This is a genomic window from Burkholderia seminalis (assembly GCF_001718535.1).
Lineage (GTDB): Bacteria > Pseudomonadota > Gammaproteobacteria > Burkholderiales > Burkholderiaceae > Burkholderia > Burkholderia seminalis.
Genome location: NZ_CP013398.1, coordinates 1,809,106 through 1,826,941 on the forward strand (window position 1 = coordinate 1,809,106; position 17,836 = coordinate 1,826,941).

Annotated in this window: 17 protein-coding genes and 2 riboswitches; of the genes, 11 read left to right on the top strand and 6 right to left on the bottom strand. The window is 70.0% G+C overall.

What is annotated here, in order from left to right; translation table 11 throughout:
• Positions 1–64 precede the first annotated feature (64 nt).
• From WJ12_RS08165 to bamE, 4 genes are all read left to right on the top strand, one after another.
• Positions 65–904 carry a formyl transferase gene (locus WJ12_RS08165; RefSeq protein ID WP_059557857.1) on the top strand — a complete coding sequence of 280 codons (840 nt, stop codon included), beginning with the start codon at positions 65–67 and terminating at the stop codon, positions 902–904.
• Positions 904–1,920, top strand: a complete 1,017-nt coding sequence (locus tag WJ12_RS08170; protein WP_059557727.1) for a GNAT family N-acetyltransferase — start codon at positions 904–906, stop codon at positions 1,918–1,920. The genes WJ12_RS08165 and WJ12_RS08170 overlap by 1 nt, the downstream gene beginning before the upstream one ends.
• A 470-nt stretch (positions 1,921–2,390) precedes the next feature.
• Positions 2,391–3,554 (top strand): M20 aminoacylase family protein, encoded by a 1,164-nt coding sequence (locus WJ12_RS08175; protein WP_059557725.1) that lies wholly within the window; start codon positions 2,391–2,393, stop codon positions 3,552–3,554.
• A 157-nt stretch (positions 3,555–3,711) separates the two neighbouring features.
• Complete coding sequence (gene bamE, locus WJ12_RS08180) at positions 3,712–4,251, top strand: outer membrane protein assembly factor BamE domain-containing protein (RefSeq protein WP_034186913.1); 540 nt, start codon at positions 3,712–3,714, stop codon at positions 4,249–4,251.
• Between the two features lie 28 nt (positions 4,252–4,279).
• Here bamE and WJ12_RS08185 read toward each other — a convergent pair whose 3' ends face one another.
• From WJ12_RS08185 to cobA, 4 genes are read right to left on the bottom strand one after another with little or no spacing between them, the layout of a single operon-like run.
• Complete coding sequence (locus WJ12_RS08185; protein ID WP_059557723.1) at positions 4,280–5,584, bottom strand: cobyrinate a,c-diamide synthase; 1,305 nt, start codon at positions 5,582–5,584, stop codon at positions 4,280–4,282.
• 2 nt (positions 5,585–5,586) lie between these two features.
• Positions 5,587–6,189 (bottom strand): cob(I)yrinic acid a,c-diamide adenosyltransferase, encoded by a 603-nt coding sequence (cobO, locus tag WJ12_RS08190; protein ID WP_059557722.1) that lies wholly within the window; start codon positions 6,187–6,189, stop codon positions 5,587–5,589.
• Between the two features lie 34 nt (positions 6,190–6,223).
• Complete coding sequence (locus WJ12_RS08195) at positions 6,224–6,601, bottom strand: cobalamin biosynthesis protein (RefSeq protein WP_059557720.1); 378 nt, start codon at positions 6,599–6,601, stop codon at positions 6,224–6,226.
• Positions 6,598–7,407 (bottom strand): uroporphyrinogen-III C-methyltransferase, encoded by an 810-nt coding sequence (gene cobA, locus WJ12_RS08200; protein ID WP_185732779.1) that lies wholly within the window; start codon positions 7,405–7,407, stop codon positions 6,598–6,600. Before cobA ends, WJ12_RS08195 begins: the two co-directional genes overlap by 4 nt.
• Before the next feature lie 110 nt (positions 7,408–7,517).
• A riboswitch (cobalamin riboswitch) is annotated at positions 7,518–7,753 on the bottom strand.
• A gap of 114 nt (positions 7,754–7,867) precedes the next feature.
• Positions 7,868–8,133: riboswitch (cobalamin riboswitch) on the top strand.
• Positions 8,134–8,462: 329 nt separating this feature from the next.
• Between cobA and cobW the strand changes: the two genes are divergently transcribed.
• From cobW to WJ12_RS08235, 7 genes are all read left to right on the top strand, one after another.
• Positions 8,463–9,551: a cobalamin biosynthesis protein CobW gene (gene cobW, locus WJ12_RS08205; protein ID WP_034186908.1), complete on the top strand. Its 1,089-nt coding sequence runs from the start codon at positions 8,463–8,465 to the stop codon at positions 9,549–9,551.
• Positions 9,552–9,557: 6 nt separating this feature from the next.
• Entirely contained in the window at positions 9,558–13,367 is a 3,810-nt protein-coding gene (gene cobN, locus WJ12_RS08210; RefSeq protein ID WP_059557718.1) for a cobaltochelatase subunit CobN, read from the top strand.
• A complete protein-coding gene (locus WJ12_RS08215) occupies positions 13,364–14,440 on the top strand; it encodes a magnesium chelatase ATPase subunit I (RefSeq protein ID WP_059557717.1) in 1,077 nt (358 codons plus the stop codon). The genes cobN and WJ12_RS08215 overlap by 4 nt, the downstream gene beginning before the upstream one ends.
• 140 nt (positions 14,441–14,580) lie before the next feature.
• A complete protein-coding gene (locus WJ12_RS08220) occupies positions 14,581–15,117 on the top strand; it encodes a vWA domain-containing protein (RefSeq protein ID WP_059557715.1) in 537 nt (178 codons plus the stop codon).
• Between the two features lie 61 nt (positions 15,118–15,178).
• A complete protein-coding gene (locus WJ12_RS08225) occupies positions 15,179–15,631 on the top strand; it encodes a YaiI/YqxD family protein (protein ID WP_049028295.1) in 453 nt (150 codons plus the stop codon).
• Positions 15,632–15,808: 177 nt separating this feature from the next.
• Positions 15,809–16,381, top strand: coding sequence for a DUF1993 domain-containing protein (locus WJ12_RS08230; RefSeq protein WP_034186904.1), 573 nt, complete (start codon positions 15,809–15,811; stop codon positions 16,379–16,381).
• A 31-nt stretch (positions 16,382–16,412) separates the two neighbouring features.
• A complete protein-coding gene (locus WJ12_RS08235; RefSeq protein WP_059557713.1) occupies positions 16,413–16,739 on the top strand; it encodes a low molecular weight protein tyrosine phosphatase family protein in 327 nt (108 codons plus the stop codon).
• 21 nt (positions 16,740–16,760) lie between these two features.
• Here the strand turns inward: WJ12_RS08235 and WJ12_RS08240 are convergent, their stop codons facing one another.
• Positions 16,761–17,183: an NUDIX hydrolase gene (locus WJ12_RS08240; RefSeq protein ID WP_034186902.1), complete on the bottom strand. Its 423-nt coding sequence runs from the start codon at positions 17,181–17,183 to the stop codon at positions 16,761–16,763.
• A gap of 142 nt (positions 17,184–17,325) precedes the next feature.
• Positions 17,326–17,562, bottom strand: coding sequence for a hypothetical protein (locus tag WJ12_RS08245; RefSeq protein ID WP_034186901.1), 237 nt, complete (start codon positions 17,560–17,562; stop codon positions 17,326–17,328).
• Positions 17,563–17,836: the final 274 nt, after the last annotated feature.

The following is a 17,836-nucleotide window of genomic DNA, read 5'->3' on the forward strand; positions in this document are numbered from 1 at the left end:
GCCGGCCTTCGCGGCCGGCGCGGGCGGGCCGCGGCGCCTTCGTCCGCTTTTCCTCGACGCATCCATGCCGAAAAAAAATCTCGTCTACATCCAGTCGCTGCGCAACGGCGCGGCCGATCGCGCCGGCCAGCCGGTCGCTTATCGGGGCGGCACGCGCTACATGAAGGCGCCGCTCGAATTCCTCGTCGAACGCCTGAACGATTCGCCGCTCGGCGAGCGCTACACGCTCAAGGGCGTGATCGTCGACGACGACGAAGGCTCGCCGGCCGACCGCGCGAAAGTGGCCGACTACGGCTTCGCGCGCACGCCGGGCCGCCCGTGGATCCTGCCGGAGGGGTTGACGGTGCAGGGCACGCCGGTCGACGCGCTGTTCAGCGCGATTCCGTCGACGTACCGGCGCCTGCCGCGCGACGCGCGCGAGCGCGTGGCCGGCAAACAGGCGTTCGAGCGCCGCCTGCTCGAGCGCCTGCTCGAACTCGACGCCGACATCGTCGTGCTCGACGGGCTGCTCGTGATTCTCGACGAGCTCGTGCGGCCGGGCGCGCGCTTTCACCGGCGCATCGCGAACATCCACCCCGGCATCACGGCCGACGATTCGCCGTACCAGCGGCGCGGCGCGTGGGCGACGCTCGATGCGCTGCACGGCGCGCGCGGCGAACGGGTCGACTGGGCGAGCGGTACGACGTCGTCCGTCGAGCCCGTGACGATGACGGGCGCGTCGTTTCACTACGTCGACAACGGCATCGATTCCGGCGAGGTGATCTGCGACGTGCTCGACACGCCGATCGCGCCGGACGACACGATTCTCGAACTGCGCTGGAACAACTTCCAGCGCAGCCTGTTCCCGGCGCTCGAGCGGGGGCTGCATGTCCTCGCCGACCGCCACGACGCGGGAGTACTGTGATGGAAGACACGCTGACGAAACCTGCCGGTGCCGCCGACGCCGTCGCAAGCGAGGTGGCTGCCGCGCTCGACGGCGCCGCGCAGGGGCAGGCCGTGGCGGTCGTCGAGCACACGCTCGACGCCTGGCGGCCCGACGGTGCGCCGGACGAACTGCTCGCGGCGTTCGTCGCGCTGTTCAACACCGACACGCGGTACGACATCGCGACGATTTCGGTGCCGCTCGCCGGCGCGGAGGCGGCAGCCGTCGAGTCGTACGTCGCGCGCGCGGTGCGCGAGGGCGTGATCGACGGCGCGCAGGTCGTGGGCGACACGCTGCGGCTCACCGTGTCGCGCACGACGTTCTGGCAGAACCCGCGGCCGTGGCTGAAGGCGCCCGCGTCGGGCGGGATGCCGCTGCGCTACGCGATCACGAACGGCCATCGGCATCCGGTGCGCCCGCCGTCGCCGGCCGGCGAGATCTATGCGCGCTACATGCCGCAGGTCGGGATGACCTTCAGCCTGCGCACCGTCGACGTCGACGCGCATGCGGACCTGTTCAGCGGCTGGATGAACCTCGATCGGGTCGCGCATTTCTGGGACCAGCGCGGCACGCGCGACGAGCACGCGGCCTACCTTGCCGAGCGGCTCGCCGATCCGCACATGCACCCGATGATCGGTTATTTCGACGATACGCCGTTCGGCTATTTCGAGTTCTACTGGGCGAAGGAGGACCGCCTCGCGCCGTTCTACGACGCGCACGACTACGACCGCGGCTTGCACCTGCTGATCGGCGACTCGCGCTTCCAGAGCGCCGGCAAGCTGCATGCGTGGTGGAGCGGGGTGCTGCACTACATGTTCGTCGACGAACCGCGCACGCAGCGGCTCGTCGGCGAGCCGCGCGTCGATCACGTGCGGCACATCGCGTACATGCACCGGCTCGGGTTCTACACGCTGAAGGAATTCGATTTCCCGCACAAGCGCGCGGCGCTCACGGTGATCGAGCGCGATACGTTCTTTGACACTTTCCGCTTGCCGTGACGGCGCGGGCGCGCGGCGTCGGCACGCGCACGGGCCGCGCATCGAAGCGCCGGGTTGCGCGGCCGAACGCAGGGCAGGCTTCGTCGAGAAGGTGCTGTTTCGACCTCGGGAGCGTGGTGTTCTCGCGCATCAGGAAGGATCGCTTGTTCACTTTTGCATCAGCGCACACAAAAAACGTACAAGCGTCAAAAAGTGAACAGGATTTCGCAAGCCTTTGATGTAAAGCCACTATTTTCTCTACATGAGCGGCCACGCTTTCCTCTCATACGAACCATCGATGTGAAGCGCGCAGTTTTGCGTGTCGACGGCACGCCGGGCAGTCGTCCAGATGGTCGGGCCCCTGCGGCGCGAGTCGTGCCCGCATCCGGCAACTCCAGGTTGCCACCGCGACGACTTTCCGTCTGTCCGGTTGCCGTCGAATCGACTATCGTTGCCTGCATGTTCCGCACCGTACTTCAGGAGACGACACCGTGACGCACAGCGTGATCCCCGCAGGCCTGGCCGACGAAATGATCCAGATCCGGCACCGCATTCATGCCCACCCCGAACTGGGTTTCGAGGAATTCGCGACGAGCGACCTCGTCGCGGAGCAGTTGCAGTCGTGGGGTTATACGGTGCATCGCGGGCTCGGCGGAACCGGCGTCGTCGGGCAGTTGAAGGTGGGCGATGGCGCGCGGCGCCTCGGCCTGCGTGCCGACATGGACGCGCTGCCGATCCACGAGGCGACCGGGCTGCCGTACCAGAGCACGATCGCCGGCAAGATGCATGCGTGCGGCCACGACGGCCACACGGCGATGCTGCTCGCGGCCGCGAAGCATCTCGCCCGCGAGCGCCGTTTCTCGGGCACGCTGAACCTGATTTTCCAGCCGGCCGAGGAAGGGCTCGGCGGCGCGAAGATGATGCTCGACGAAGGGCTGTTCGAGCAGTTCCCGTGCGATGCGATCTTCGCGATGCACAACATGCCGGGCTTCCCCACCGGCCAATTCGGTTTCCTGCCGGGGCCGTTCATGGCGTCGTCGGATACCGTCGTCATCGACGTGCAAGGCCGCGGCGGCCACGGCGCGGTGCCGCACAAGGCGATCGATCCCGTCGTCGTGTGCGCGCAGATCGTGCTGGCGCTGCAGACGATCGTGTCGCGCAACGTATCGCCGCTCGACATGGCGATCGTCACGGTCGGCGCGATCCACGCGGGCGACGCGCCGAACGTGATTCCCGATCGCGCGCAGATGCGCCTGTCGGTGCGCGCGCTGAAGCCCGACGTGCGCGACCTGCTCGAAACGCGCATCAAGGAAGTCGTCCACGCGCAGGCCGCCGTGTTCGGCGCGACCGCGACGATCGACTACCAGCGCCGCTACCCGGTGCTCGTCAACGACGCGGAAATGACGGCGTTCGCGCGCGGCGTGGCGCGCGAGTGGGTCGGCGATGCAAACCTGATCGACGGGATGGTGCCGCTCACCGGCAGCGAGGATTTCGCGTTCCTGCTCGAAAAGCGGCCGGGCTGCTACCTGATCATCGGCAACGGCGACGGGGAGGGCGGCTGCATGGTGCACAACCCCGGCTACGACTTCAACGACGCGGCGCTGCCGACCGGCGCGTCGTACTGGGTCAAGCTGGCCGAGGCGTTTCTGGTGTGACGCGGTTTCGCGAACGTCGTCGTTGCCGGGCTCGCATGAGCTTTTCCGGCCGCGACGGATGTGCTCGGATTTGACGCTCCTTGACATCGGCGGGACAGGTCGCGTGCTACGCTGCGCGCGACGCCGGATCGGCTCGATGAATACAGGTGTGAATGACATGCGAAAACAGCTTCTGACCGTGCTGACGGCCTGTGCGGTGGGCGTTCTGGCGGCCGGGTGTGACGACCAGAAGGTGGCGGACGCGGTGAATTCGATCAAGCCCGACCCGCTCGCGTTCGGCAAACTGCAGCCGGGTGTCTCGACGACCGAGGACGTGCTCCGCCAGGCAGGCAAGCCCGAGATGGTCAGGCAGGGCGACGACGGCTCGCAGCGCTTCGAGTACCCGCGCGGCCCGTACGGCACGCGTACCTACATGCTCGATTTCGGGCCGGACGGCCGGCTCGTGTCGATCACGCAGGCGCTGACCGCGGCCAACATCGCGAAAGTCGTGCCCGGCATGTCGAAGGACGACGTGCGGCAACTGCTCGGCAAACCGACCGAAGTCGCGCAATACGCGTTGAGCCATGAAGAGGTGTGGAGCTGGCACTGGGCCGAGGGCGGCGTATCGGGCGACGCGATGTTCAACGCGCATTTCTCGCCCGACGGCACCGTGATCCGGACGTCGCGCTCGGAGGCGCCGGGGCGCGAAAAGCCCTGACGTCGCGGCACGCACGCAGGCTGTTCCGTCAGAATGCCGTGCCGCCGAACAGGGCCGCCGCCATCTCCGGATTCGACGGCCAGTACATGTGCATGTACGTCGCGACGATCGCGCCGCAGCGGTAGACGGCTTCGCCGCTGCCCGGCGCGCCGTCGGGGCGCGCGGCGCTCGCGACCGGCACCAGCGGCGTCGCGAACCGCGAATAGTGGAACGTATGGCCGCGCATCGGCCCGTTGCGCGTCTCGAGTTGCTGCATGCCGAGCGCCGCGAACCGGCGCTGCATCGTCGCATGACCCGGCAACACGCCCAGCATCGGCGTCGTCACGCCGTCCACGTCGGTCAGCGATTCGCACAGATACACCATCCCTCCGCATTCCGCGACGATCGGCCGGCCGGCCGCCGCGTGCGTGCGAATCGTCCGCGCGGTCCCGGCATTCGCCGCGAGCGTCGCCGCATGCAATTCCGGATAACCGCCCGGCAGGAACAGCGCGTCGCAATCGTCGGGCACCGGTTCGTCGGCGAGTGGCGAGAAGAACCGCAACGCCGCACCGAGCGCATCCAGCAGCGCGAGGTTCGCCGGATAGATGAACGAGAACGCCGCATCGCGTGCGACGGCGATCCGCTTGCCCGCAAGCACGCGCGGCAGCGGCGCCGCGGCGTCCGGTGCCGCGAACGCGACGGCCGGCGGCAATTCGGCGAGCGCCGTCCGCGCGAGCACGTCGGCCGCGCGCTCGAGCCGCGCGTCGAGATCGTCGATGTCGGCCGGTTGATGCAGGCCGAGATGCCGCTCCGGCAGCGTGATGCCCGCATCGGCCGGCACGTGTCCGAGCCAGCGGAGGTCGCCGGGCAGCGCCTGTTGCAGCAGTTCCGCATGCCGCGCGGAGCCGACGCGGTTTGCCAGCACGCCGTGAAACGGCAGTGTCGGCCTGAACCGGGCGAGCCCGAACGCGATCGCCGCGAATGTCTGCGCCATCGCCTTCGCCGAAATCACCGCGACGACCGGGACGCCGAACGCGGCCGCGAGATCGGCGCTGCTCGGCGTGCCGTCGAACAGCCCCATCACGCCTTCGATCAGGATCAGATCCGCGTCGCGCGCGGCATCGGCGAGCAGCGCGCGGCAGCCGGTTTCGCCGACCATCCCGAGATCGAGCGCATGCACGGGCGCGCCGCTCGCGCGCTCGAGCAGCATCGGATCGAGAAAGTCGGGCCCGGTCTTGAACACGCGTACGCGGCGGCCGAGCCGGCGGTGCAGCCGTGCAAGACCGGCCGTCACCGACGTCTTGCCCTGGCCCGACGCGGGTGCGCTGACGAACAGCGCGGGGCAGGCCGGCACGCTCAGAACTCCACGCCGCGCTGCGCCTTCACGCCTTGCTCCTTGTACGGGTGCTTGACGAGCCGCATTTCGGTGACGAGGTCGGCCGCGTCGATCAGCGCATCGGGCGCGTGCCGCCCCGTGACGACGACGTGCACCGAAGCGGGACGCGCGACGAGCGTCGCGAGCACTTCGTCGAGCGGCAGGTATTCATACTTCAGCACGGTGTTCAGCTCGTCGAGGATCACCATCCGGTAGTCGCCGCTCTCGATCATCCGGCGCGCCTCGTCCCAGCCCTTGCGCGCGGTCGCGATATCGGCGTCGCGGTTCTGCGTGTTCCACGTATAGCCGTCGCCCATCGTCACGAAATCGCATTCCGCGACCGCGCCGAGAAAGTCGCGCTCGGACGTATGCAGCGCGCCCTTGATGAACTGCACGACACCGAGCCGCATGCCGTGGCCGAGCACGCGCACGGCCATGCCGAACGCGGCCGTGCTCTTGCCCTTGCCGTTGCCGGTATTGACGATCAGCAGGCCCTTTTCCAGGGTGGCGGCGGCCTGCTTCTTCTCGTGGCCGGCGCGGCGGCGTTCGGTCATCCGCTGATGGGATTCGGCATCGGTCTTCATCGGAAATCGTCCTGTCGAAAGCGAAACAAAGGGTTCAGAGCGGGCCGGCGAGGGCAACCGTCACGCCGTCCCGGATGGATTTGGGGCCCAGCAGCCGGCCATGCGGCGCCGCGAGCTGCGCGCAGGGTTCGGCCACGCCCGCCACCCCGAAGCGCGCCAGCGCGGCGTCCGACGGGCCGCTCGCGGCCAGTTCGGGACGGCTCGCCAGCTGCGCCGCGTCGAACGCGACGAGCGGCCAGCCGCGGCGCGCGCACAGCATGCGCAGCGCCCGCGCACACGCCTTGTCGGCGAGCGTCGCGACGAGCGCCGGTTCGGCGGCCGGGTAACGCGCCAGCGCCGCACGGATCGCGGCATCGAGCTGCGCGGCCGTGACGCCCGCGCGAAAACCGATGCCGAGCGCGACGCGCATCATGCGCGGCCGCCGAGCGCCGCACGCACGGCCGGATCGTCGGCAAGCGCCGCGACGCGGCCGATCACGACGATGGCCGGTGAACCGATGCCGGTTGCGCCGACGCGTTCGACGAGCGTGTCGAGCGTCGCGAGGACCTGCCGCTGCTCGGGGCGGGTCGCATGCTCGATCGCCGCGCACGGCGTATCGCCGGGCAGGCCGCCGCCGCGCAGCGCGGCGGTGATCGCGTCGAGCCGGCGGATGCCCATGTAGATCACGATCGTCATGCGCGTGGCCGCGAGCGCGCGCCAGTCGGGCTCGTCGGCGCCCGCGCCGTGGCCCGTGACGAAGATCACGCCCTGCGCGGCGCCGCGCTGCGTGACCGGGATGCCGAGCGCGGCCGGCGCGGCAATGCCTGCGGTGATGCCGTTCACGATCTCGACCGCAAAACCCGCCGCGCCCAGCGCGGCCAGTTCCTCGCCGCCGCGGCCGAACACGAACGGATCGCCGCCCTTGAGCCGCGCGACGCTGCGGCCCGCCCGCAAGTGCGCGAGCATCGCGGCGACGATCGCTTCCTGCGGCGTCGACGCATGGCCGCCGCGCTTGCCGACGTGCTCGACCTGCGCATCGGCGCGTGCATGGCGCAGCACGTCGGGATTCACGAGATCGTCGACGAGCAGCACGTCGGCCGCGCCGATCGCACGCACGGCCTTGAGCGTCAGCAGGTCGGCGTCGCCGGGGCCGGCGCCGATGAGCCACGCGCGGCTCATCGCACGCGGCACGGCACGCACCGTGTCGAAACAGTGGAAAGGAACAGGCGGGCGGCACATCGGCGGCCGGCGGGCAGGCAGTGCATGACGGATCGGACGAAGCCCGCGCGGACGCGGGCGGAATGCGCACCCCATCCGTCCCCCGCGGATCGGGCGTTCGGCGAGCATTGGGCTCGCCCCTTGCGTCGGCCGGTATCCGGGCTGGCCGCTTGCCAGGCCGCAGCCTTCCCGCCCGGTGAAGGGCAGTGGCATCGCGGGCGGCCTGGGCGCGTGCGCGGGGAGCGCGGCGCGCGGGCGGCGTACCGTTGCGGGGACAGCACAGGCCGGGCGGTCGTCCGCCTCCTGTTTCCCGTTTAACTGCATGCACGGAATGCGCATGCGAGCACCGAACGCGGCGCATACGATAGCACAGCGGTTCGCCCGCGCGAACCGGCCACGGCCGGCCTCCGGCACGGTGCGCCGGCGGTGCGCAACGCAGTCCGGCGCCCCGTGCCGCCTTGACGCTCCCGGCCCCGCCGCCTACACTCGCACGCGTTTTGGTGCTCGCGCGTGCCGCTCCGGCGCGCGCAGTTAAACGGGAAACAGGGAGCCTGCCTGCACCGCAGTCGAGCCAACCTGTGCTGCCCCCGCAACGGTAAGCGAACGTGTCGCGCGCGAGCGCGATGCAGCGCCGCTTCGCCGCCTGCCGCGTGCAGGCGGACGACCGCCACTGGATGCCGCGCGCATCCGGGAAGGCGAAGCGGCGTGTTCGCCAGCCCGGATACCGGCCTAAACGTTGGGGTTCAGCGCCGCGGGGAGGCGGCGCATCGTCCACGGCCGCAGCAGGCCCGACGCCCGGGGTGTTCCGCTTCCTCCGCCGATCAGCCCCCCGCGCGAACGCGCCGGGCCGGGACGGCGAACGGCAGGCGGCGCGGGCAGGGCCGGCGGCAGCCGTGTTGGCATTCACGATGTCGACCGTTCGCAAGGAAGCACCATGTCCGATTCGTTGTTCCGCCCGTCGCGCGGTTGTTCGCGCGGATCGCGCGGCGGTCTGCCTGCGCGTCGCCCGATGAATGGCCTCGCCGCCGCCAACGCGACGATCCCGTCCTGATTCCCTCTTCGACACCGGACCTACCATGACCCTACGCAAGCTTCCCGTCACGATCGTCACGGGCTTTCTCGGCAGCGGCAAGACGACGCTGATGCGCCACATCCTGCAGCACGCCGCGGGCCGCCGCATCGCGGTGATCGTCAACGAATTCGGCGAGCTCGGCATCGACGGCGAGATCCTCAAGGGCTGCGGCATCGGCTGCGAGGACGCCGACGGCGCGCAGGGCGAAGCGTCGGGCCAGCTGTACGAACTCGCGAACGGCTGCCTGTGCTGCACCGTGCAGGAAGAGTTCTACCCGGTGATGGAGGCGCTCGTCGAACGGCGCGCGGACATCGACCACGTGCTGATCGAGACATCGGGCCTCGCGCTGCCGAAGCCGCTCGTGCAGGCGTTCAACTGGCCGACGATCCGCAACAGCTTCACGGTCGACGCGGTCGTGACCGTGGTCGACGGGCCGGCCGCCGCGAGCGGCCAGTTCGCGGAAAACCCGCAGGCCGTCGACGCGCAGCGCCGCGCCGATCCGAACCTCGACCACGAATCGCCGCTGCACGAACTGTTCGCCGATCAGCTGTCGTCGGCCGATCTGGTGATCGTGAACAAGGCCGATCTGGTCGGCGACGCGGAATTCGCCCGGATCGAAACCGCGATCCGCGACGAGATTCCGCCGCAGGTGAAGATCGTGCGCGCGACGCGCGGCGAGCTCGATCTCGCGATGCTGCTCGGCCTCGAATCGGCATCGGAAGAAACGATCCACCTGCGTCACGATCATCACGGCTCGGCCGACGACGGTGATCACGATCACCATCACGACGATTTCGACTCGGTGGTCGTGTCCGGCGACGCCGGCACGCGCGAGGCGACGATCGCCGCGCTGCAGCGCGTGGTCGAAGCGCACACGATCTACCGCGCGAAAGGGTTCGCCGCGCTGCCCGGCGCGCCGATGCGGCTCGTGATCCAGGGCGTCGGCCGCCGCTTCGACAGCTATTTCGACCGACGCTGGCAGGACGGCGAAACGCGCGCGAGCCGCTTCGTGCTGATCGGCGAGGATCTCGACGCGGCCGCGCTGCAACGCGCGTTCGACGCCGCGTGCGCGGCCGAGCCGCAACAGGCGTAACGCACGATGCATCTGCTGCGCACCACGCCGGGCGGCTTCGTCGACGATACGCAGGGCGTCGTCCGGATCGACCAGCAGCCGGCCGACATCGTGATCCTGAGTTCGGCCGACACGACGCTGTCGCTGCTCGCGAGCGTCGTGCCGCGGTTGCCGGCCGGGTTCCCGAGCGTGCGGCTCGCGAACGTCACGTTCCTGCGGCAGCCGGCGTCCGTCGATTTCTACGTCGACGACGTGCTGCGTCATGCGAAGACGGTCGTGATCGATCATCTCGGCGGCGAAGCGTACTGGCCGTACGGGATCGAGCAGGCCGTGTCGCTCGCGTCGAAGCGCGGGCAGCAGCTCGCGATGTTCTCGGGCGACCTGCAGGAAGATCCGAACCTCGTCGCGAAGAGCACCGTCACGCCGGCGCTGTGCCGGCTGTGGTGGCGCTATCTGCGCGAGGGCGGCGTGCACAATGCCGACGCGCTGCTGCGCAGCATCGCGTTCCATACGCTCGGTTTCGGCGCCGAACCCGAGCCGCCGCGCCCGCTGCCGGCCGCCGCGCTGTATCACCCGGCGCGCGACCGCGCGAGCGTCGACGACTGGCGGCCGCGCTGGACGCCCGGCGCGCCCGTCGTCGCGATCCTGTTCTATCGCGCGCACTGGCAGGCCGCGAACACGGCCGTGTTCGACGCGCTGGCCGACGCACTGATCGCCGAGGGGCTGAATCCGTTGCCGATCGCGGTGACGTCGCTGAAGGATGCAGTGAGCCGCGAAGTCATCACGCAACTTTGCGACACGCACGGCGTCGCGCTCGTATTGAACACGACCGCGTTCGCGGCCGGCGCGATCGACAGCCCCGAACACGACGTGCTCGCCGGCGACGCACCGGTGCTGCAGGTGATCCTGTCCGGCGGCAACCGCGACGCATGGGTGGCCGACAACCAGGGCCTGCATGCGCGCGACATCGCGATGCATATCGCGCTGCCCGAAGTCGACGGGCGCATCGTCACGCGTGCGGTGAGCTTCAAGGGGCTCGCGTATCGCTGCCCGCATACCGAGGTCGACGTCGTGCGCTATCAGCCGGACGCCGAGCGGATCGCGTTCGTCGCGGCGCTCGCGCGCGGCTGGTGCCGGCTGCGCACGCTCGACAACGCCGACAAGCGCATTGCGCTGATTCTCGCGAACTATCCGCAAAGCGAAGGGCGGATCGGCAACGGCGTGGGGCTCGACACGCCGGCATCCGCGCTGCGCGTGCTCGCGGCGCTGCGCGACGCGGGCTACACGCTGGCCGACCTGCCGCCCGATGGAGACGCGCTGATCGCGCGCCTCACCGAAGGCGTGACCAACGACGCGGCCGTGCATGCATTGCGACCCGCGTTCCAGAGCTTCCCGCTGGCCGACTACATCGCGCGCTTCGCGCGGCTGCCGGCCGCCGTGCGCGACGCGCTGAACCAGCGCTGGGGGCCGCCCGAAGCCGACCCGACGCTGCGCCATGGACGTTTCACGATCGCCGGCTGGCGCGCCGGCAACGTGTTCGTCGGCATCCAGCCGTCGCGTTCGCGCGGCGAGAACGACTACGCGAGCTATCACGATGCGGATCTCGTGCCGCCGCACGCGTATCTCGCGTTCTATTTCTGGCTGCGCGATGCGTATCGCATCGACGCGGTCATCCACCTCGGCAAGCACGGCAACCTCGAATGGCTGCCGGGCAAGAGCGTCGCGCTGTCCGACGCGTGCTGGCCCGACCTGACGCTCGGGCCGTTGCCGCATCTCTATCCGTTCATCGTCAACGATCCGGGCGAGGGCAGCCAGGCGAAGCGCCGCGCGCAGGCCGTGATTATCGATCACTTGATGCCGCCGCTCACGCGCGCGGAAAACTACGGGCCGCTGCAGGATCTCGAGCGGCAGGTCGACGAATACTACGAAGCGCTGATGGTCGACGCGCGGCGCGCGAAGCTGCTGCGCAAGACGATCCTCGCGACGATCGCCGAGCATCGCCTGCACGACGAGCTGAGCGTGTCGCCGCCGCGCGATGCGGGCGACGAGGATGCGCTGCTCACGCGCGTCGACGCGTGGCTGTGCGAACTGAAGGAAGCGCAGATTCGCGACGGGCTGCACGTGTTCGGCGCATCGCCGGCCGCCCGCCAGCGCCGCGACACGCTGCTCGCGCTCGCGCGTTTTCCGGTCGGCGACGGCAAGGGCGCGCGGGCGGGGCTGATCGGCGCGCTGGCGCGCGATCTCGCGCTCGGCGACGACTTCGATCCGCTGTCGGCGGACTGGGCCGCGCCGTGGGTCGGCCCGCGCCCGGCGATCCTGCAGGCGCTCGACGCATCGCCGTGGCGCCACGCGGGCGATACGCGCGAGCGCCTCGAATGGCTCGCGCAACAATGGCTGGACGGGCTGTGCGCGGCCGACTGCGGAAACACGGGTGCCGACGCGACGCCGCCCGGCGAATGGCCCCACACGCTCGCGGTGCTCGGGCGCGTTTGCGCGACGCTGCTGCCCGCGCTCGACGCGTGCGGCGGCGAGGAAATGCGCCAGCTGCTGCGCGGGCTCGACGGCCGTTTCGTGCCGCCGGGGCCGAGCGGTTCGCCGTCGCGCGGCCGCCCCGACGTGCTGCCCACCGGCCGCAACTTCTACTCGGTCGACACGCGCGCGGTGCCGACGCAGGCCGCGTGGTCGCTCGGCCTGAAATCCGCGCAGCAACTGATCGAGCGCCATCTGCAGGATCACGGCGACTATCCGCGCGCGATCGGCCTGTCGGTATGGGGCACGGCGACGATGCGCACGGGCGGCGACGACATCGCGCAGGCATTCGCGCTGCTCGGCGTCCGGCCGAAATGGGCGCACGGCAGCCATCGCGTGACCGACTTCGAGATCCTGCCGATCGAGATCTTCGACCGGCCGCGCATCGACGTGACGCTGCGCGTGTCCGGCTTCTTCCGCGACGCGTTCCCGAACCTGATGCACCTGTTCGACGCGGCCGTGCAGGCCGTCGCCGCGCTCGACGAGCCCGAGGAACTGAACCCGATCCGCGCGCGCGTCGAGCGCGAGCGCGCGAAATGGATCGCGCAAGGGGTGACGCCCGACGAAGCGCGGCGCCGCGCCGGCTGGCGCGTGTTCGGCGCACGGCCGGGCAGCTACGGCGCGGGCCTGCAGGACCTGATCGACCAGCGCCGCTGGCAGACCGACGCCGATCTCGCCGATGCGTATCGCCAGTGGGGCGGCCACGCGTATGCGCAGAACAGTGCCGGCGACGCGGCGGCCGACGTCTTCGGCGAGCGGCTCGCGACGATCGACGTCGTCGTGCAGAACCAGGACAGCCGCGAGCACGACATCCTCGATTCGAACGACTACTACCAGTTCCAGGGCGGGATGACGGCGGCCGTGCGGCACTTGTCCGGGCAGCAGCCGAGCATCTACCACGGCGACCATGCGAACCCGGTCGCGCCGACGATGCGCACGCTGCGCGAGGAAATCGCGCGCGTGATCCGCTCGCGCGTCGTCAACCCGAAATGGCTCGACGGCGTGAAGCGTCACGGCTACAAGGGCGCGGCCGAGATGGCCGCGACCGTCGACTACCTGTACGGTTATGACGCGACCGCGCGCGTGCTGTCCGACCACCAGTACGCGCTCGTCGCCGACGCGTACCTGTTCGACGACGCCACCCGCGCATTTCTCGAACGGCACAACCCGAAGGCGCTGCACGGCATCTGCGAACGCTTCGTCGAGGCGATGCAGCGCGGCCTGTGGCAGCAGCCGGGCGACTATCGCGAGCGGATCGAAGCGGTCTGGCTCGCGAGCGAACAACTTCAGGAAGGGGGGCGGCGATGACCGATCCGACGACGCACCGCGCCCGCGCGGTCTTTCCGTTTGCGGCGCTCGTCGCGCAGGACGCGCTGCAGCAGGCGCTGCTGCTCGCCGCGATCGACCCGTCGCTCGGCGGCGTGCTCGTGAGCGGCCCGCGCGGCACCGCGAAATCGACCGCCGCACGCGGCCTCGCGGAACTGCTGCCGGAAGGGCAGTTCGTCACGCTGCCGCTGTCGGCGAGCGACGAGCAGGTGACGGGCACGCTCGATCTCGCGCATGCGCTGGCCGGAAACGGCGTGCGTTTCCGGCCGGGCCTACTCGCACGCGCGCACCTCGGCGTGCTGTATGTCGACGAAGTGAACCTGCTCGCCGACGGGCTCGTCGATACGCTGCTGGACGTCGCCGCGAGCGGCGTGAACATCGTGGAGCGCGACGGCGTGTCGCACGCGCACGACGCGCGCTTCGTGCTGGTCGGCACGATGAATCCGGAGGAGGGGGAACTGCGCCCGCAACTGCTCGACCGCTTCGGGTTGATGGTCGAACTGGAGAACTGTTTCGACGCCGCGCAGCGCGAACGGATCGTGAAGGCGCGACTCGCGTTCGATCTCGACCCGGACGCATTTCGTGCACGTCATGCGCCCGTCCAGCGTGAACTCGGCGACCGGATCCATGCGGCGCGCGCGCGGCTGGCGACGCTCGATTTCGACGATGCAGTCCATGCGCGCGTCAGCGCGCTGTGCATCGACGCGGCCGTCGACGGGTTGCGCGCCGACCTCGTGATGCTGCGCGCCGCGCGCGCGCTGGCTGCGCTGGAGCAGGCCGACGCGGTGACGGTGTCGCATGTCGAGCGTGTGGCGCAAGCGGTGCTGCGGCACCGGCGCCATGCGGATACGCCGCCGTCGCACGGGTCGTCGCAACACGGCGGCGAACACGACGAACGTTCCCCGCCGGATGCGCGCCAGCGGGACGACAACCGGCAGGACGAGACGCGAGGTGAGGCATCCGCCGCGCAGAGCGACTGGGGTTACCTGCCGCCCGAGCCGGCCGGCCTGCGCGAAGTGAAAGGCGTGGTGCCGCTGCCGCTAAAAAAACGCTGAGCCATCGAGCCGGCGCCGCCGCGAACGCCGTTCGCGGTCCTCGATGGCAGTCAGGCGCAGCCGCGCACGTACCGGGCACGGCCCGCGCGGGCACGACCGTTGCGTGGCCGGCGACGCTCGCCGCGAAACGCGGCGGCCCGCTGCTTCACGAACATGTGCGGTTCCGGAAACGCGCAGGGACACCGCATGCACTGCATTGCTTCGTGCTCGACTGTTCGGCGTCGATGCTGTCGAACGACCGGCTCGCGCTCGCGAAGGGCCTGATCGTCGCGTATTTCGATCGGGCCGCGCGCGATCGGGTCGAAACCGCGCTGATCTGCTTCGGCGGTCAAGGCGCCGCCCGGCGTTTCGGCCCGGCCGTCCCGCGCTGGTGGAACGCACGCTGGCTCGAACCGGTCGACGGCGGCGGCGGCACGCCGCTCGCGGACGGCATCGCCGCGGCCGCGCAGCTGCTCGCGCGAGACGCACGGCGCGAGCCCGGCAAGCAGCGCTGGCTGTGGGTGCTGTCCGACGGACGCACGCGCGAAACGCCGCCGAAACCCGCGTCGGCCGACCACGTCGTGTTCGTCGACTTCGACGATGCGGCCGTGCGGATCGGGCGGGGCGCGCGGCTCGCCGCCGCCTGGGGCGCGCAGTGGCTGACGGCCGACGCGCTTCGCACGGATCTCGCGCGCTGAGGGCCGGCTGGCGGTGCGCTATGATCGCCGCTTCTGCTCATGCCTACTGGAAAACCCCGCCATGCAAGTACTGGTCGATGCCGACGCGTGTCCCGCCGTCATCAAGGACATGCTGTTTCGCGCCGCGCGTCGTGCCGAAATCAGCGTGACGCTGGTCGCGAACCAGTTCCTGCGCACACCGCCGTCGCCGTTCATCAAGGCCGTCCAGGTGCCGGCCGGCTTCGACGTGGCCGATGCGCGCATCGTCGAGCTGGCGGAAGCCGGCGACCTGGTGATCACGGCCGACATCCCGCTGGCCGCGGCCGTCCTCGACAAGGGCGCGCATGCGCTCGACCCGCGCGGCAACTGGTTCAGCCGCGAGAACATCGAGGAGCGCCTGTCGACGCGCGCGATGATGGACCAGTTGCGCAGCGCGGGCATCGACACGGGCGGGCCGGCGCCGTTCAGCGCGCGCGACGGCAAGGCGTTTGCGTCGCAGCTCGACCGGTTCCTGGCGCGGCAGGGCAAGCCGTAAGGCTGCATGTCGGCAGGCACGCGTTGCCGCGTGTGCGCAGATGGAACCGAAGCGCGCACACGTGGTGTATGAATCGTCCGCCGATTCGCAGCGGTGCGCGCGCTTTGCGCCTGTCCAGGATGCAGGGTTGCGCCGACGCTGCTATCGTGACGCAAACCACAATACAGGAGCGCACGCGTGTCACCGACCCAACTTCTCGTTCCGACCTTCACCCAGATGCTGCGCGCGCAGTCCGCATGGCTCGACAAGGCCGTCGCGCACCGGCAGGCCGCGGGGATCGAACCCGACGCGGTGACGACGTTGAAGCTCGCGCCCGACATGTACCCGCTCGCCGCCCAGGTGCGCTTCTCGTGTTTCCAGGCGATGGAACCCGTCTACCGGCTGCGCGGCGAAGCGTTGCCGGCTGCGTTGCTGTCGTTGCGTGAAGCGGGATGGAACGCGGATGCGCAGCCGGGTTCGCCGGGCGACGCGCAGTCGATCATCGCCGGCACGCTCGCGTTTCTCGGCGAACTCGCGCCGGATGCGCTCGACGGCGGCGCCGCGCGGCCGATCGCGCTCGAACTGCCGAACGGGATCGCGTTCGACATGACGGGCGAACAGTACGCGCGCGACTGGGCGCTGCCGCAGTTCTACTTCCACGCGATCGCCGCGTACGCGATCCTGCGCCATCACGGCGTCGATCTCGGCAAGGCCGACTACGTGCCGCACATGCTCGCGTACGTGCGGCCGGACACCATTCCGCAAGGGTAAGCGGGCCGCCCGCGGCCAAGCGCGAGGCGACATGACACGGGCACTGTTCATCTGCAGCCGCAACCGGCTGCGCAGCCCGACGGCCGAAACGGTGTTCGCCGCATGGCCGGGCATCGAAACCGACTCCGCGGGCCTCGCGCCCGATGCCGACACCCGCCTGTCCGCCGAGCAGCTCGACTGGGCCGACATCGTGTTCGTGATGGAGCGCGCGCACAAGGCAAGGCTGTCCACGCTGTTCGGTGCGCATCTGAAGGGCAAGCAGATCGTCTGCCTCGAGATTCCCGACCGCTACGCTTTCATGCAGCCCGAACTCGTCGCGCTGCTCGAGCGCAAGGCCGGGCCGTTCCTGCGCGCGTGACCGGCGTGCGCAGCACGGCCCTCAACGAAGCGGGCCGTTGACGATCGCCGAAAAACAGTCGAGACGCAGCAGCTCGATGATCTTGCGCGTCGGCACGCTCGCATGGAGCGTGTCGAGCCGGTCGGCGGCGAACCACTTGCAGCGGGCGATCTCGTTGCTCGCGCGCGGCGTCAGGTGCGCCGGCACCTCGGCCACGAACACGTGATGGAGCTTCGTCAGCCCGCCGAACTGCACCGCGTAGTCGAGCGCGAGCCCTTCCAGCCGCGTTTCCTCGGCAAGCTCCCGCCGCGCGGCTTCGAGCGGCGTCTCGCCGCGCCGGATCGTGCCGCCCGGCAGCGACCAGCGCGATGCCGTGCGGGCGACCAGCAGCACGCTGCCGCGCTGACGGCACACGATGGTGGCGCGTTCCTTGGTGACGGCGAGGGTATCCGGCCCGGTGCTCATGTTCGGCAAAGCAGGTACTGAATCGTGGGGAAGTGCGCGGCGGCGGCGGGTTGTCCGGCAACGGGGCGCGACGGCGTACAAGCTGCCGCGTGGAGGTTACCCGCCGTTCGTGACAGTTCCGTGCATGGCGCCGGGCGCCGCGTTACGCGTGCGTATAGATGCCGTTGCGCGTCGGCTTCGCGCGGTGCGAGTGGCGACGTTTGTGAACGGCGCGCCGGTGATGCGGCGACGGCGCGTGCCGGGCCGTGGGCGCGCCGGCCTGCGGTGCCGCGGCGGGCATGCGCGTCTGTCCTTCGCCGAAATGGAAAGTTTGGGTTTGCGCGCGCGCGGCGCCGAGCGTCGACGCCAGCATGAAGGCCGCCAGCCATATCCGTTTCATGAATGCTTCGCCTGACTATTTTCGGGATGAACGTTTCCGCCAGCTTAACGAAGGGCGGGCCGACCTCGCAACCGGCCCGTATTCGGTGTCGTCCCCACTTGCGCTCGACCACGTTATCCGCGCGGCACGCCGGGTGTATCCGGGCTTGACAATGAAATTCCTGAGTGTGAATATAAATTCACACACAAGAATTATTCGTCGAGTCCGACGGGCGCGCCGTAGGCATTGGCCCGCCGGTGCCGACAGTCCGATCAACCGGAACCAGGAGCGGGAC